This window comes from Halogranum gelatinilyticum, assembly GCF_900103715.1.
In the GTDB taxonomy this organism is placed as follows: domain Archaea; phylum Halobacteriota; class Halobacteria; order Halobacteriales; family Haloferacaceae; genus Halogranum; species Halogranum gelatinilyticum.
Map to the genome: position 1 here is coordinate 670,692 of NZ_FNHL01000001.1, position 15,430 is coordinate 686,121.

General features: G+C 66.7%; 14 protein-coding genes. 9 read left to right on the forward strand and 5 right to left on the reverse strand.

All coding sequences use genetic code 11. From position 1 onward, the window contains the following. From fdhF to BLR57_RS19225, 3 genes are all read right to left on the reverse strand, one after another. Complete coding sequence (gene fdhF / locus BLR57_RS03455) at positions 1-3,285, reverse strand: formate dehydrogenase subunit alpha (RefSeq protein ID WP_089694162.1); 3,285 nt, start codon at positions 3,283-3,285, stop codon at positions 1-3. Further along, on the reverse strand, positions 3,282-4,889 hold the full coding sequence (locus BLR57_RS03460; RefSeq protein ID WP_089694163.1) for an NADH-ubiquinone oxidoreductase-F iron-sulfur binding region domain-containing protein: 1,608 nt from the start codon (positions 4,887-4,889) through the stop codon (positions 3,282-3,284). The genes fdhF and BLR57_RS03460 overlap by 4 nt, the downstream gene beginning before the upstream one ends. A 98-nt stretch (positions 4,890-4,987) precedes the next feature. Next, the gene (locus tag BLR57_RS19225; RefSeq protein WP_170830550.1) at positions 4,988-5,131 is read right to left on the reverse strand and encodes a hypothetical protein; all 144 of its coding nucleotides are present in this window, start codon (positions 5,129-5,131) and stop codon (positions 4,988-4,990) included. A 115-nt stretch (positions 5,132-5,246) separates the two neighbouring features. On the opposite strand from BLR57_RS19225, the gene BLR57_RS03465 reads away from it, so the two are divergent. The 6 genes from BLR57_RS03465 (at position 5,247) to BLR57_RS03490 (ending at position 10,586) form a co-directional block, all read left to right on the forward strand. Continuing rightward, the gene (locus BLR57_RS03465) at positions 5,247-6,020 is read left to right on the forward strand and encodes a nucleotide-binding protein (RefSeq protein ID WP_089694165.1); all 774 of its coding nucleotides are present in this window, start codon (positions 5,247-5,249) and stop codon (positions 6,018-6,020) included. Then, positions 6,017-6,595 carry a DUF8054 family protein gene (locus BLR57_RS03470; protein WP_089694168.1) on the forward strand — a complete coding sequence of 193 codons (579 nt, stop codon included), beginning with the start codon at positions 6,017-6,019 and terminating at the stop codon, positions 6,593-6,595. Before BLR57_RS03465 ends, BLR57_RS03470 begins: the two co-directional genes overlap by 4 nt. 219 nt (positions 6,596-6,814) lie before the next feature. Next, positions 6,815-8,191, forward strand: a complete 1,377-nt coding sequence (locus BLR57_RS03475; protein WP_089694170.1) for a ferritin-like domain-containing protein — start codon at positions 6,815-6,817, stop codon at positions 8,189-8,191. Continuing rightward, a complete protein-coding gene (locus BLR57_RS03480; RefSeq protein WP_089694171.1) occupies positions 8,192-8,497 on the forward strand; it encodes a DUF8036 family membrane protein in 306 nt (101 codons plus the stop codon). A 152-nt stretch (positions 8,498-8,649) separates the two neighbouring features. Then, positions 8,650-9,801: an AI-2E family transporter gene (locus BLR57_RS03485; RefSeq protein WP_089694173.1), complete on the forward strand. Its 1,152-nt coding sequence runs from the start codon at positions 8,650-8,652 to the stop codon at positions 9,799-9,801. Between the two features lie 59 nt (positions 9,802-9,860). Beyond that, positions 9,861-10,586 (forward strand): DUF8116 family protein, encoded by a 726-nt coding sequence (locus tag BLR57_RS03490; protein ID WP_089694175.1) that lies wholly within the window; start codon positions 9,861-9,863, stop codon positions 10,584-10,586. 65 nt (positions 10,587-10,651) lie between these two features. Here the strand turns inward: BLR57_RS03490 and BLR57_RS03495 are convergent, their stop codons facing one another. Together BLR57_RS03495 and BLR57_RS03500 are read right to left on the reverse strand one after the other, a co-directional pair. Further along, the gene (locus tag BLR57_RS03495) at positions 10,652-11,143 is read right to left on the reverse strand and encodes an SPFH domain-containing protein (protein WP_089694177.1); all 492 of its coding nucleotides are present in this window, start codon (positions 11,141-11,143) and stop codon (positions 10,652-10,654) included. A gap of 65 nt (positions 11,144-11,208) precedes the next feature. Continuing rightward, positions 11,209-11,682, reverse strand: coding sequence for a hypothetical protein (locus tag BLR57_RS03500; RefSeq protein ID WP_244509894.1), 474 nt, complete (start codon positions 11,680-11,682; stop codon positions 11,209-11,211). Positions 11,683-11,901: 219 nt separating this feature from the next. Here BLR57_RS03500 and BLR57_RS03505 point away from each other — a divergent pair, with 219 nt between their 5' ends. The 3 genes from BLR57_RS03505 to BLR57_RS18845 all read left to right on the forward strand — a co-directional run bounded on the left by BLR57_RS03505 (position 11,902) and on the right by BLR57_RS18845 (position 15,341). After that, the gene (locus tag BLR57_RS03505; protein ID WP_089694179.1) at positions 11,902-13,629 is read left to right on the forward strand and encodes a globin-coupled sensor protein; all 1,728 of its coding nucleotides are present in this window, start codon (positions 11,902-11,904) and stop codon (positions 13,627-13,629) included. 258 nt (positions 13,630-13,887) lie between these two features. Continuing rightward, the gene (locus tag BLR57_RS03510; protein ID WP_089694181.1) at positions 13,888-14,766 is read left to right on the forward strand and encodes a CPBP family intramembrane glutamic endopeptidase; all 879 of its coding nucleotides are present in this window, start codon (positions 13,888-13,890) and stop codon (positions 14,764-14,766) included. Between the two features lie 182 nt (positions 14,767-14,948). Beyond that, complete coding sequence (locus tag BLR57_RS18845) at positions 14,949-15,341, forward strand: Ig-like domain-containing protein (protein WP_139173272.1); 393 nt, start codon at positions 14,949-14,951, stop codon at positions 15,339-15,341. Positions 15,342-15,430: the final 89 nt, after the last annotated feature.

Sequence of the window (15,430 nt, forward strand, 5' to 3'; positions counted from 1 at the left end):
TCAGTCGTCTGCGGTGCCTTCGTCCAACTCGCCGTCACCACGGGTCCGGGGCCGACTCGTCAACTCGTCGGCTTCGGCGTCCGAGCCGAGCGGTTCGATACGGACGCTCGACACCTTGTACTCCGGGATGTAGGAGTCGGGATCGAGTTCGTGCTGGGTGAGTTCGTTGATGGCTCCCTCCGCGAAGTGCATCGGGATGAAGACCACGCCGGGGTCCGAGACGTCTTCGACCTCCGCGCGGACGACGATGTCGCCGCGGCGGGAGACGACGCGGACGTACTCCCCGTCAGTCACGCCCAACTGCTCGGCCATGTCGGGGTGGATAGTGACGAACGATTCGGGAACGTGGTCCATCGACACCTGCGTCCGGCGGGTCATCGTTCCCGTGTGCCAGTGGTAGAGCACCCGGCCGGAGGTGAGCATCAGGGGGAACTCCTCGTCGGGCAGCTCTGCGGGTCCTGCGTAGTCCGCGGGGACGAACCGCGCGAGCCCGTCCGAGAAGTTGAACTCGTCCTCGTAGAGGAAGGGCGTTCCCGGGTCCTCGGCGTCGGTACAGGGCCACTGGAGACCCGCGGGCGTCGACTCCAGGCGGTCGTAGCTGATGCCGCTGTAGATGGGAACCAGTTGGGCGATTTCGTCCATCACGTCCGCCGCGGAGCTGTAGTCCCAGTCGTAGCCGAAGCGTTCGGCGAGGTCCGTGAGGATGCGTAGGTCGGTCTTCGCGACCCCCGGCGGTTCGACCGCGGGCCGGACGAGTTGGACGCGCCGTTCGGTGTTGGTGAAGGTGCCGTACTTCTCGGCGTTCGAGGCGGCCGGGAGCACGACGTCGGCGTATTCGGCCGTCTCGGTCAGGAAGATGTCCTGCACCGCGAGGAAGTCCAACTCCTGAATCGCGTGACGCGCCTCGCGAATGTCCGGCTCCGAGAGCACCGGGTTCTCACCCATGATGAACATTCCCCTGATTTCGCCGTCGAGCATCGCCTCGTACTGTTCCGGCAGTCTGAGGCCGATCTCCTGCGGCGGCCGTTCGCCCCACACCTCGGCGAACTTGTCTGCCACGTCGTCGTCGGTCGGGTCCTGGTAGCCGGGGAGGTTGTGCGGGGCGGGTCCCATGTCGCCGCCGCCGCCCTGCACGTTGTTCTGCCCGCGGAAGGGCGACAGGCCCGCGCCGGGCTTGCCGAGATTCCCCGTCACGAGCGCGAGATTGGTGATGGCGAGGACGTTGCGCGTCCCGTGAGCGTGCTGGGTCATCCCCATCGCCCAGCCGAAGATGCAGGTGTCGGCCGTGGCGATGGTCTCGGCGGCGTTCTTCAACTCCGCTGGTGGCACGCCCGCGAGTTCCTCGACCTTCTCGGGCGTAAACGGTTCGACCTTCTCCTTCAGTTCCTCGAAGTGCTTCGTGCGCTCCTCGATGAACTCCTCGTCGTGGAGGTCCTCGGCGATGATGTGGCGAACCATCCCGTTGAGCCACGCGATGTCCGAGCCGGGCTTCGTCCGGGTGTACTGCGTCGCGTGCTCGGCGAGACCGATCTCCCGCGGCTCGAAGACGAACAAATCGGCTCCGTCACGCACGTTCTGCTTGATGCGCGTCGCGAGGACCGGATGACCCTCAGTCGTGTTCGAGCCCGTGATGAGGTAGCAGTCGGTTTCGCCGATGTCCTCGTTGATGCGGTTCGTCATCGCGCCGTAGCCGACGGTCTGCTGGAGACCCGTCACGGTCGAGGAGTGACAGAGCCGTGCGCAGTTGTCGACGTGTGGCGTCCCGAGGACCTGGCGCGCGAACTTCTGGTTCAGGAAGTTCTCCTCGTTGGTACATTTCGAGGAGGAGGTGACGGCGACGGCGTCGTTGCCACTCTTCTCCTGAATCGCACTCAGTTCTTCGTAGATGCGGTCGTAGGCCTCCTCCCACGTCGCCTCCCGGAAGTCACCACTCCCATCATCTTCCCGAATCAGTGGCGTTGTCAGCCGGTCGTCGCTGTCGACGAAGTCGTAGCCGAACTTCCCCTTCACGCAGGTCGAGAAGTCGTTTGCGGGCGTCGCTTCGGGGTCCGCGGGTCGGACGCCGAGGACGCTGCCGTCCTTGCCATACAGCTCGAACCGACAGCCGACCGCACAGTAGTTGCAGGTTGTCTCGGCCTTCGTGACCTTGCCGAGCCGGGCGTCGGCGACGAGCGTCGCCGTGTCGAACAGCTGGCCGGTCGAGAGGGTCTTCGAGGCGACCGCCTCGCTGGCGTGTTCGGCCTGTTTCAGCATCTCGTCGCCGAGATGTTTCGCCGTCGACTGCGCGCGCCGCTTGGCTTTCGCCATGAAGCGCGCGACGCCCGACAGCTCGGCGGGGTCCGCGGGATCGGTGGAGTCGGCCGCGTCCGTCGGCTTCGTGTCCGCCCGTTCCGCCCGCTCTCCTTGGACGACGGTGCCGATGGAGTTCTTCTGGTTGAAGCCGGGGAACGGAATCGTCGCGCTCTCGGCGAGGTCGCTCTCGACGAGCGAGCCGGTCGGACAGACCGTCGCACAGTGGCCGCAGGAGACGCAGGTCGACTCCTGCATCGTGTCGACGTCCGACTGGAAGCCGATTCGCGTGTCCGAGCCGGAGCCTTCGATGCGGAGGACGCCTTCGACCTGCACGTCGTTGCAGGCCTCGACACAGCGGTTACAGAGGATGCATTTGTTGCGGTCGATTTGGATGACTGACGACGACGCGTCGAGCGGTTCGTACTCGTCGCGCTCCTCGAAGACGCCGTACCGCGGCTCCTCGACGCCGTTGTCGATGGCAGTGTCCTGCAGTTCACAGCGGCCGTTCTTCCCGCAGGTGGTACAGCGCAGGTTGTGGTTCGAGAGGACGAGATCGAGGTTCACGTCTCTGGCTTCGGCGGCGTCCTCGGCGTCGGTGCGGACGGTCAGGCCGTCCTCCGCGGGGAAACTGCACGACGGGACGAGACCGTGTTCGTCGGTTTCGACCATGCACGTCCGACACTCGCTGCGCGGGCCGACCTTGTCGCCCTGGTCGGTGTCGCGGTCGTAATGGCAGAGTGCGGGAACCTCGCTGGCGACGTCGACGGTCTCCATCGCGTCGAGGAGCGTCGACCCCGGTGGGACGGCGACGGGCTGGCCGTCGACGGTGACGTGGGTCATCTCCTCGCCACGCGTCCCGACCGTGGGGTCGTTGGCCGTCCCGGTGTTGAAATCTTCCGTCAGCGGCGTGCTGGGACGGGGGTCGTCGACGTCAGGGATTCTGGGAAGCGGTGCGTCGTCGCTGGTCGTGTCCGTTCTTTCGTCGGTGCTCATGGCTGGCTCACCTCGCCCGTCTCGCGCTCTTCGCCGCGCCGCCCGGCTCGGTTCACTGCTTCACACTCGCCGCTGGGACACCGGCCCTCGGCGTGGGCGCGGAACTCCGTCTCGAAGGCGTCCATCGCCGTCGTGACCGGCCGCGCCGCGGCCTGCCCGAAGTCGCAGGTGCTCGTCGTCCGCATGACGCGGGCCAACTCCCGAATCGTCCCGCTCCGGTAGTCGCCGCCGTAGACCGCCCGCAGGAGGTCGGTCAGCTGGACCGACCCCTCCCGGCAGGGGACACAGCGGCCGCAGTTCTCCTCCTCGGCGAACCGCGCGCGCGTGCCCGCCGTCGCGACGGCGCACCGCGAGTCGTCCAGTAGTTCGACCGCGCCGTGGGTGCCGAGGTCGGCACCCGACAGGGCGGGCGCGTTCGGCGGATGGTCGAGCGACCGTGTGAGACCGCCGAACTGGCCGCCGACACAGGCCATCTTGAACGGCCCGTCGAGCGTCACCGTCCCGCGAACTGCCGCCAGCGACCCGCTCGTCGACAGTTCGACTGTCGCAGGGGCAGCCACATCGCCGGAGACCGTCACGAGCCGCGTCCCGGGGTCGGCGTCGTCGGCGTCGAAGTCGTCGGGGTGGAGCCACAGCCGTCGGAGCTGTGCCAGCGTCCGCGGCGTGTGAATCAGCGTCGGCCGGCCGTAGAGACCGTGTTGGGCGGGCGTCGGCGGCCGCAGGCGGGCCTCCAGCCGGTCGTTGCCCTCCAGTGACTCCAGGGCCATCGTCATCTCCCCCGCGACGTAGCGGTCGGGACCGGCGACGACCTGCGGCCGCTTCGGCGGCGAAAGGTGGCCGCAGACTGCGTCGACGGCGGCGTCGAGTCGCTCGCGGGCCAGTTCGTCGCCCTCCCGCGTGTAGAACACGACGTCCGCGACGTCGAGCAGGTCGGCGACCGCGAGCGCGCCGTCGACGACGCTCACCGGGTCCGATTCGAGCAGGAGGCTGTCGGTCCGGTCGCGCTCGTCGGCCTCGTTGGCGTTGACCACGAGCACCGGGTCGCTTCCTGATTCCATCGTCTCACGGGCGCGGTCCCACTCCTCGACGACCGGCTCGTCGGTGCTGGCGTCGCCGCGACCCCGGCCGAGCAGCCCGGTCGTCCGGACGCGCTCGTCCGCCGCTTCGGGGTCGTCGCCGACGACGTCGGCCGCGAACCGTTCGTCGTCGCCGACCTCGTCAGGGACGGACCAGCCCGCGCGTGCGAGGACGCGCCGACGGCCGACCGCGAGCGGTCCCTCGTCGGGGACCGGGAGCGTCGCCGTGTCCGGGTCGTGGGCGACGACCGCGTGGGCCTCGGCAATCCTGAGGTCGTCGGCTTCGAGCGCGCGGACCAGGGCTCGGACGTCGTCCTCGGACACGCCGGCGTGGAAGGCTGTCTCGCCGTCGGCCGTCACGAGGACCAGCGGGGCGAGGTCGCCGATACCGGCCGGTCCGACCTCGTGGACCGTCGCCGTCGTCGCCTCGTCGCGTGCGGCCGCCACGAGTCGGCGAGCTTGCGAGCGCGACCGCGCTCCCGTACAGATACGGACGGCGTGGCTCGCCGTCCCGTTCGTCTCCGTCATCTCGTGGACCTGTGGGTGGACGGGAGGAAAGTATTGTGGAGCGTGCTAGCACACCGATTGCCGGTTTCTCCGTGGTCGGCAAGCCGACCCGATGGAGGTCAGAACGGCGGCTCCAGCTCGGGCTGGCGGTCGCGCTGGCCGACGACGAACGCGGCAACGACGAGCAGGGCGACGAGCAGCACGACGAGGCCGGCCACGAGCGTCAGTTTCCGTGACGACTTGGGGGGCTCTGGACGGGTCATGCGCCAGCTACGGCGACAGGTCGGTTATCGCTTCGGGCTGTCGCTTCGCGCTATTGCTGATTTTTCCACTCGAATAGCCCAAGTTTTAAACACGCCGAGGGTCCAACGAAGTTTCATGGTCGAGGCGTTCGCGGTCGCGAGCGGCAAGGGCGGGACGGGCAAGACGACGACGACCCTCGCGCTCGGCATGGCACTCGCGGCCGACCACGACGTGACTGTCATCGACGCCGACACGGGGATGGCGAACCTCCTCTTTCACGCCGGTCTCGACGACGTCGAAGTCACCCTTCACGACCTGCTGGTCGAGGAGACGGGAACTTCCGTGAACGAGGCCGTCTACGACCGCTTCGGGATGTCGGTCGTCCCCTGCGGGACGAGCCTCGCCGCCTTCGAGGCCGCCGACCCAGGGAGGTTGAAAGACGTCGTCGCCGACCTCGCCGCCGACACCGACGTCGTCCTGCTCGACTCGCCAGCCGCCCTCGGCTCGAAGAGTGCCGTCCTGCCGGTCGTGCTGGCCGACAGGGTGGTGGTCGTCCTCCAGCCGACCATCCCGTCGCTCTCGGACGGGCTGAAGGTGCAGGAGTACGCCCAGTCCTACGGGACCGACACCGCGGGCGTCCTGTTCAACAAGGTCCACGACGACGAGCGTATCGGGAAGGTCACGGACCAGGCCGAACGCTACTTCGGCGGCGAGACGCTGGCGACGGTCCCCGACAGCGACGTCGTCCGCGGCGCGCGCCGGGCGGGCGAACCGCTGCTCGCACACGCCCCGGACTCCGTCGCCGCCGACGCCTACCGCGAGGCCGCCGCCGCCATCGACGTCCGTTCGGGTGACGAGGAGGACGTCGCCGACCGCTTCCGCAGCGCGGTCGTCCCCGAGACGCCATGACGGTCGGGGCAGACAGCCTCGGGACCGGGTTCCGACTCCCCGAGGGAACGCTCGTCCGCTCGCGGGTCGTCGAGGACCCCGGCGTCGCGCTGGTGACGGCCTTAGAGCGGGAGCTGACAGGTTATGCGGTGCTCCAACCACAGGACGCACTCTTGCTCGACGGCGACCGCCGGGCCGTCCTCACCTTCGAGACCGGCGTGCCCGTCCTCGCCTACGATGCGCACTCCGAGCGCGGCGGTCCCGACGCGCTCGGCGATCTCGCGGTCCCCGGCCCGTACCGCGCGGAGCTGTACGAACTGCCTGCCAGCACGCTCGCCGACGTCCACGACACGCCCGACCTGCGGGTCCCGCCGGGGATGCCCGCCGAGGAACTCGCCGCCGACGCCGACCTCGCCGCCCGGACGCGGTCGGCCGCGCCGGAGGCGCGACTCGCGGACGGCGACGCGGACGACCAGAGCGCGGTCGAGGCCTTCCTCGCCGACGACGAGAAGATACAGGCCATCCGCGAGGAGGCCCGCGCCGAGGCCGAACAGCGCGCCGAGGAGTGGGGACTGGACGACCAGTTGGATAGCTAGACTGTTCTGCGAGGCGGTCGTTTCCGTTCGGGCGCGCTCGGCGGACGACTGCCGAACGTTCGTGCTCGTCACCAACCGGACCGGCGCGACCCGAACAGTCCGATTTTGGAGAGAGTTTGGAGAGAGTTCGCCCCGAGTTCGGTGCCACCTCGGAGACACGTCGGAGACAGTTCGGAAATCGCTCATGTAGGGCACCGCCGTTCCAGTGGATGAAGACAGATGAGCCGGAACACTTCCGACGCCGACCGCGACGACCGAACCGACCAGCATCCGACCAACCAGCGCGGCCCGAGCGGCTCCGCCACCCGCACCTCTCGCCGGAAGATCCTCGCCACCCTGGGGGTCATCGGCGGCACCGCCCTCGCAGGCTGTGCCGGCAGCAGCCCGAGCGACGAGGGGACGATGGAGCCGACGATGACGGAGACGGACGAGCCGACGATGGCACCGACCGAGGAGCCGACGGCGACGCCCGAGCCGATGGGCAACCCCGACGTCCCGATTCTCAACTACGCGCTGACGCTCGAACATCTGGAGAACGCCTTCTACCGCGAGGGGCTGAACGAGTTCTCCGACGACGAGCTGATGGGCGCAGACAGCCTCTCGAAGTTCGGCGAGACCGTCCGGATGGACGTCCCCGAGTATCTCCGCGTCGCCGGCGAGCACGAGGCCGCCCACGTCGCGGCGATTTCGGACACCATCGAACAACTCGGCGGGACGCCCGTCGCGGAGGCCGAGTACGACTTCGGCTACGGGACTCCCTCGGAGTTCCTCGCGACGGCACAGGCCCTCGAGAACACCGGCGTCGCCGCCTACGCGGGTGCCGCGCCGAAGGTCGTCAACAACGACATCCTCGCGGCCGCCGCGGGCATCCACAGTGTCGAGGCGCGTCACGCCGCGTTCCTCAACCTCGTCAACGACGACGCTCCCTTCCCGAACGCCGTCGACGAGGCCAGCTCGGTGCAGGAGGTCCTCGACATCGCGGGCGGCTTCATCACCTCGGAGGTCGACGCGAGTGCCATCACCCGCAGCGACGACATGGAGGTCCCGACGCCCGACCGCAAGGCCGACGACGGCACCAGCGACGTCGACGTCCTGAACTACGCGCTGACGCTCGAACATCTGGAGAACGCCTTCTACCGCGAGGGGCTGGAGACGTTCTCCGACGACGAGCTGATGAACGCCTCGGTGCTCTCGGACTACGACGACGCGCTGAAGATGAAGGTTCCCGGCCACCTCGCGATGGCCGGTGAGCACGAGGCCGCCCACGTCTCGGCCATCGCGGATACGGTCGAACAGCTGGGCGGGACGCCCGTCGAGGAGGCCGAATACGACTTCGGCTACGAGACGGCCTCCGAGTTCCTCGGCGTCGCGCAGGCCTTGGAGAACACCGGTGTCGCCGCGTACAAGGGTGCCGCACCCTCCGTCTCGGCCGACGCGGTCTTCTCGGCCGCCATCGGCATCCACAGCGTCGAGGCGCGGCACGCCAGCTTCCTCAACGAACTCAACGTCGAGTCGCCGTTCCCGGTGGCGGTCGACGAGCCGATGACGATGGCGGAGGTGCAGGACGTCGCCGGGCAGTTCATCGTCGAGCAGTAGATGGACCGCTGGGTCGACGTGGCACGCGTCGCCGCCGCCGTAAACGTCCTCGTCCTCCTCGGACTGGGGACCGTGTGGCTGCGGAACTTCGTCAAGTTCCGCTCGAAACACACCCTCGGGCTGGCGACGTTCGCGACGTTCCTCCTCGCCGAGAACGCCTTCGCGCTCTACTACTACCAGGTAGACCCGACGCTCTCGGTGTGGTTTTCGACGGCAGTCCCCGCTGTCGCGTGGCAGGCGATGCTCACGCTCCACGTCCTCGAAACGCTCGCGCTCGCCGTGCTCGCGTGGGTGACGTGGGACTGACTCGCCTGCCACCCCTCCGAACACTCGGTTCGACCGGACCGGGCATCTACTCTACTCAGGAGGCACTGTCATCCATCCACGGGGCACCCCACTCCGGGCACACGGTTCGGCCGGGCAGTAGCTAAAAGACGGTGGCCCACCTCACTTCGGCCATGGACGAGCGGCTGCCGTTCGGCATCGGGCGGAGACGCCTCGGCTGGTGGGCCGTCGCGGCGGTGCTCTTCGGCATCCTCGGGCTGTTTCTGTACTCGTTCGTCGGCACGTTCGTCTTCGGGCTGTTCGTCTACTACGGTGCGAGGCCCATCCACATACGGCTCGAAGACCGCTTCGGCGACGGCGTCGCCGCGTCGCTCACACTGCTCTGTCTCGTTTTGCCCGTCCTCGGACTGCTCGGCTACACCGCGTTCGTCGCCTTCCAAGAGTTCAGTGCCGTCGCGGGCGCGACGATGGTCGACTTCGTCCTCTCGCGAGTGCCGGGCGACCCGCGGTCGCTGTCGACGCTCGTCGGTCGGCCGACGACCTTCGTCGAGAGCCTCGACGAACTCGCCCGGCTCCAGACCGGCGTCAACACCGTTCTCACCACGCTGGGAACCGTCGGTACTGGATTACTGCATCTCACGCTCTCGCTGACGTTCGCGTTCTTCCTCTTTCGCGACGGCGACCGGTTGGAGCGGTGGTTCCGTGCCGAAGTCGGCGACGAACACACCGCCGCCTACGCCTATCTCTCGGCTGTCGACCGCGACCTCGAGACGGTCTACTTCGGCAACGTCCTCACCGTCCTGCTCGTCACGGTCGTCTCCGTCGTCGTCTACAACGGCTTCGGCTATCTCGCGCCGTCGCCGCTGACGGTGCCGTTCCCGACGCTCCTCGCCGTCCTTACCGGCCTCGCGACGTTCATCCCGCTCGTCGTCGGCAAGGTCGTCTACGTCCCCGTCGCAGCGTGGCTCGGGCTACAGGCGGCCCGGACGGACGCCTCGGGACTCGGCTGGTTCCCCGTCGCCTTCCTCGTGGTCTGTTTCGTCGTCCTCGATTTCCTCCCGCAGGCGGTGCTCCGCCCGGTCGTCTCCGGACAGACGCTCCACCGCGGGCTGGTGCTCTTCTCGTACGTCCTCGGGACCGCGCTGTTCGGCTGGTACGGCCTCTTCCTCGGCCCGCTCTCGGCCGTCCTCGTCGCGCAGTTCGCCAACGTCGTCTTCGGCGACCTGCTGCACGGCAAGCCGCTCGGCCCGCGTGCGTCGGGGGCGACGTCGCTCGGCAGCGACCCCCGTGGACGGGACTCGGGGACGACCGGCGACGACGACTGACATTCCCGGCTGACCGCGACAGCGACAGCGACAACCCGCTCCGGTCCGAAGGCCCGTCCGTGACAGTCCTCTCGCTGCTCTCGCTCACCTCGCCCGCCGACTTCGCCGACTGGTACCGCATCGGCGCGGAGTACGTCCTCACCGTCTCGGAGGGGATGGACTTCGAGACGGGGTCCTTCGAGTCCGAATACCAGGAAGCGACCGCCGCGATGCGCGCGGGCGACACCGACCTCCCTCCCGACCTCGCCCGCTCCGTCGCTGCCGACCTCCTCGCCGACGCCGTCTTCTGCGACCCGTACTGCGAGTGGATGCCGCTGTGGTACGAACTCGCACTCGCGCCGTTCAACCAACTCGCCGAGACGAAACTCCGGAGCGTCGCACGCGAGTACGCAGACGGTCTCGACCACGTCTCGGTCCCGCGGTTCAGCCGCCCGCGCGACGTCTACGTCGACGGCCGGTCCGCACTCTGCTACGTCGACGGCTTCGTCGACCAGTTCGTCTTCGCCGACGCCCTGCTCCATCTGGAGTGGTACGACCACGTCGCCCGCGAGTCCGGTATCGCGGTCCCCGCGTCGCTCGTCGAGCGAACCCGTGCGGAGACGATCACGTACTATACCGGCCACCGCGAGGAACTGTCCGACGACGTCCGGCGGTTTCAGGAACTGCTGTTCACCGACGACGCGTGGGTCCGCGACATCGACGCCGTCTACGGGCTGGACAGCGCGCTGTTCGGGCTCTGGGAACGGCTGCTTCGCGACGAACGCGAACGGTTGGCTGCGGTGTGAGCCGCGGCGTTCCACGTCGAACGTGGTGACGACGCGTTCGCCGACAGCGCGTTCGTCGCCGACGGTTACTCGTGTAGCTCCGCACTCTCGACGGCCAGCCCCCACGACTCGACCTCTCGGCTCACTCGCTCGGCCAGCCGGTCGGCGACTGCCGCCGGGTCGTCCGCGAGCGTCGCCCCGTCCGCGCGGCCGACGCTGCTGTGTAGTTCCCGGCGGAGGACGTCGACCAGTCGGTCCTGGTAGTCCGGAGCCGTCTCGTGGAGCCGGCGGACGTCGTCGACGCGGAACCGTAGCGTCGTCTTGACGGATCGCTCGTCGCCGTCGGCCGTGGTGACCCGCTCGCCCATCGTGAGCGTCTGCTGGCGCATATCGTAGTGGGTCCGTCCGCGACCGAACGGGCGGACGAAGTTGATGCCGGGTTCGAGGACGTCGGCCACCTCACCGCCGTCGGTGACGACGACCTGTTCGTACGCCGAGACGACCGCGAGCGACCGGTTGACGACCCAGCCGACGGCGACCAGACCGACGATGGAGACCAGTTCGAGCGGGAGATTCATCTCCTCGGGAATTTCGCTCGGGGGTTAAAACTCCTCGCCGTCTGCGACACCGGCCGGTTCGGAGACTACAACACCGCGGCAGCGACGCCGACGAGCGGGGCGAGCACGAGCAGGTAGACGGCGGCCTCGACGGTCCACGCGCGGCGAATCGCCCGGAGTCGCTGTCGGGCCAACCCCTGCGACCGCGGGAGGACGACGAGCGCGAAGAAGCCCACCATCAGCGGATAGCAGACGACGGTCGCCGCGACGACGGCGAGCGCGCCCGGCCCGACGAGTGCCTGGGCGACGAGCACGAGCCAGACGAACAGCGGTCCCGTCAGCGCGCCAGCGACGTAGTGGACCACCGACGCGAGGCGGTCGGGGGCGTCGTCGGGATGCGTCTCGGTGAGCACGCCGCTGGCGATGTACGGCGGCGTCTCGCCCTCGTCGATGCGGGCCATCACGGCGTCCATCGCGAGCGTCGCCACCACGGCGGCGGCGATCCCGGCGAGGATGAGCGCGGGCACCGACAGCGAAGCCGTCGCTTGGAGTGTGACCATACCGCCGCTCAGGACCGGGCACACCTATTGGTTTCCGTACCAGCGGATTTCGGTGTGGATTCGCTGGCTACCGTGTGAGACGTTCCGGCTGGGTTCGGTGGTCGCGTGTGAGACGGTCCGACACCAGCGTCGGGGAGTTACCGGAAATATTCACGTGTGGTTATCAGATGTTGTAATCAGGGGCACAAGTCTTTACACTATCCGCGTGCAGCGTGGCCAATGGCATCTGGTGTGCAAGGCCGAGCGGGCGGAACCGAGCGGTCCGCGAAGCAACTGGCAGCGGAGATCGGGTTGACAGTCGACGAAGTCGCGTGGCGCAAGGAGTTCGTCGGCTTCACCGGCGAGGACGCGGCACGACTCGAAGCGATGGGTGACGCCGTCGAAGGGCGAATGGACAGCCTCACCGGCGCGTTCATGGACAAGGTGCACGCACACGACCGGACGACGGAAGTGTTCGACCGCTCGCCGGTCACCGACGAGCAACTGGAGGCCATCGTCGCTGGCTATCTCCGGACGTTCACAGGCGGGTCCTACGATGCGGACCACTTCGCCCGCCGGACCCGCATCGGGATGCTCCACGACCGCATCGATATGCCGCTGCACTACTTCGGCGGGATGTTCGGCAACATCAACACGCTCTTTCTCGACGCTATCTGCGAGCTGACGGTCGCCGCGGCGACCGAGGGAGCCACCGACGAGCGGCGCGAGGAGGTCGCCGCCGCCGTCGAAGACGGCTTCGACAACGCGAAGGCAGCTATCCGCGGGCTGAACCTCGATATGCAGGTCGTCAACGACACGTATCTCCACTCGTACTCCGACGAGATGCGGACCGAGATCGAACGCTCCCGCGCGCTCCGCGACACCGTCGCCGACACGGTCGACTCGTTGCAGATTTCCACGACCGAGGCCGCCGAGAGCACCGACTCCATCGACCAACTCGGCAGCGAGCAGTCCGCGCGGATGCAGGAGGTCTCCGACGAACTCGCGAACATGAGCGCGACGGTCGAGGAGGTCGCTGCGACGGCCGAGCAGGTCGCCCAGACGAGTGACCGGGCCGAGGAACTGGCCACGACGGGCCGGGAGTCAGCCAGTGACGCCATCGACAGCATCCACCGCATCGACGACGCCCGCGAGGACATCACCGACGACGTCGAGGGACTCGTCGACGCCGTCGACGAGATCGAGGAGATCGTCGAGGTCATCGACGACATCGCCGAACAGACCAACCTCCTCGCGCTGAACGCCTCCATCGAGGCGGCGCGGGCGGGCGAGGCCGGTGCCGGCTTCGCCGTCGTCGCCGAGGAGGTCAAGAACCTCGCCAACGAGTCGAAACAGCAGGCCAAGCGCGTCGAGGAGGTCATCGACGTCGTCACGGACCACATCGACGACACCGCCGACAGCCTCGATACCGCCGACGACCGCATCGACGAGGGTGTCGACAGCGTCGAATCCTCGCTCGGCAGCCTCGACGCCATCGTCGACGCGGTGTCCGAGACCTCCGCGGGTATCGAGGAGGTCGCCACCGCCACGGACGAGCAGGCCGCGACGAGCAGCGAACTGTCGCATCTGGTCGACGAGGCGGCGGCCGGTGCCGACGACGTCGCGACCGAGATTGCGCGTATCTCCGAGAACATCCGCGAGCAGTCCGAGACCGCAAACGACCTCGACGCCGCACTCGCCCGGCTCAACACCGGCGAGGAGGTCGACGTCAACCGAACCGACCGGACAGACCGGACTGACGGAGCCGAACGACCTGCCCGCGCCGACGGGTCGGGCCGAAGCGGCCGACCGACCGGAACCGACCTCTCGGGGCTGTCGCTGGCGGAACTCCGGAGCCGGCTGCCCGAGGGGATGCCCGACGCCATCGTCGACACGCTCCCCCGAGAGACGCTGGAGGACATCGTCGCGGGCGACGCGACACCGCCGAGCGGGTTCAACTTCGACTGAGCCACAGACGCGGCAGACGCTTCGACATCTCAACGGCGTTGTTGAAATCCTGTGTTATCCATACCTTTCGTGAATAGCCTTTGGGCAGGTAACCGGACTGCTGGTTGGTGAAACTATATTCCTGACAGACAATTCTGCGAGCGTACGACGTGCACAGTGCGTCTCTCCCACGGAACCCGCTTATCTAGCGACCTGAAGCGGCGAACCGAGACCGTCCGAACGTTCTTGTTACAGCTACGCGTTATACAATGCCATCCGATGACCGCCTCACCAGTTGCCGACGAACGCCCGAGCAACGCCACCAAATTGCTCGTGGGTTTCTTTTCGCTTACATTCGTGTTCTCGTGGGCGTTGTGGCTCCCGAAGGTCATCGTGTCCTCGGGTGCCGAGACGGGCAGTGCGGTGATAGACGACCTGATCGTCGGAATCGCCGTGTTGCCGGAGGTCGGAGCGTTCGGTCCCACCGTGTCTGCACTGCTCCTCGTGTATCTCCACGGTGGGCGGGACGGTGTCGTCCGGCTCCTCAAGCGTGTTATCGATCTGTCGGTTTCCCGAGGGTGGCTTGTTCTGGCGGGAGTGCTGTTCCCAGTGCTCGCAATCGGCGCACTCGGTGTTGCCGTCGTCTGGGGAATCGAACCGACACTTCCGTGGGCGGGTGAGGTGTATGCGCTCCCAATCGCGTTCGTCTACATTCTGTTTCTTGGTGGGCCGCTTCAAGAGGAGTTAGGGTGGCGTGGGTACGCACTCGAACCGCTGATCGAACGGTTTGGTGCCCTCGCAGGGAGTCTCGTGCTGGGACTCGTCTGGGGCGTCTGGCATTTGCCGTGGTTCTACATGCCGTCGATGACGATGTACTACCAACGCCCCCTCGTAGGATTCATGATTACGATCACGCTCCTGGCTGTCGTTATGACGTGGGTCTTTCAGAACACTGGCGGGAGTCTCGCCCCGATGATTTTGCTCCACGCTTCGTTCAATTGGTCGCTGTGGGCGTTTCCCGCGATTGAATCCGACATCGGTGGACAGGTGTTCATCGGGATGCTGCTTGCGTTGGTACTGCTTATCGTTTTTCGCCATGGGAGAACTAACTTTTCCTCGCTCAGATCAGCGACTCCGACTGCAACATCACACCAGTAGCAGACGACCGATGAGTTGCAGCATCCGCTGGCGGTGATTCAATGGTTCTCAGCCGTCGTTGATCTCTACCCACACTGTTCAGAGTGCCGAACTCGACCGTTCCCTCGAATGTTGTATTGAAACCAGTCCAATAAAATGCCTGAGCCAACAGCCATATTATTTCAAGGTCTGACAATACGAATATGCGCAGGCGGGACTATGTCACATACGCATTTGGCGCGTTACCAATCCTCTCTGGCTGTAGTAGTAATCCCAACAATCACGATTTCAGCATAGATAATTCAACGGGTTCTGCCAAACAGGTGACTGTTGAGGTGTCTTCACACGGATTTGATAATCCGTTCTATTCAGACGGGTTCGACGATCCATTCTATTCAGAGACAGTTGGTCTCAGTCCAGATGAAAAGAAGTCGTATAGCGAAGTAATAACTGAAGCGGGAAGATATCGGATCCGAGTTGTTGTCCCAGACCAGTTCTCAGAGACATATGCGTGGTGGGCAGACGAGAGTCCGTATAGTAGCTTGTATGTGGATATCGAGGCCAACTCTATAGAATTTAGAGAGATAAGCCGTTGAGAGTGGCTCAACGCTTGGTATCCCGCTCTGTCAGCGTCAATCATCGCCAGCCTGCGTGATGAACTGCGAGCGGTCGTCGTGTCGGCTGT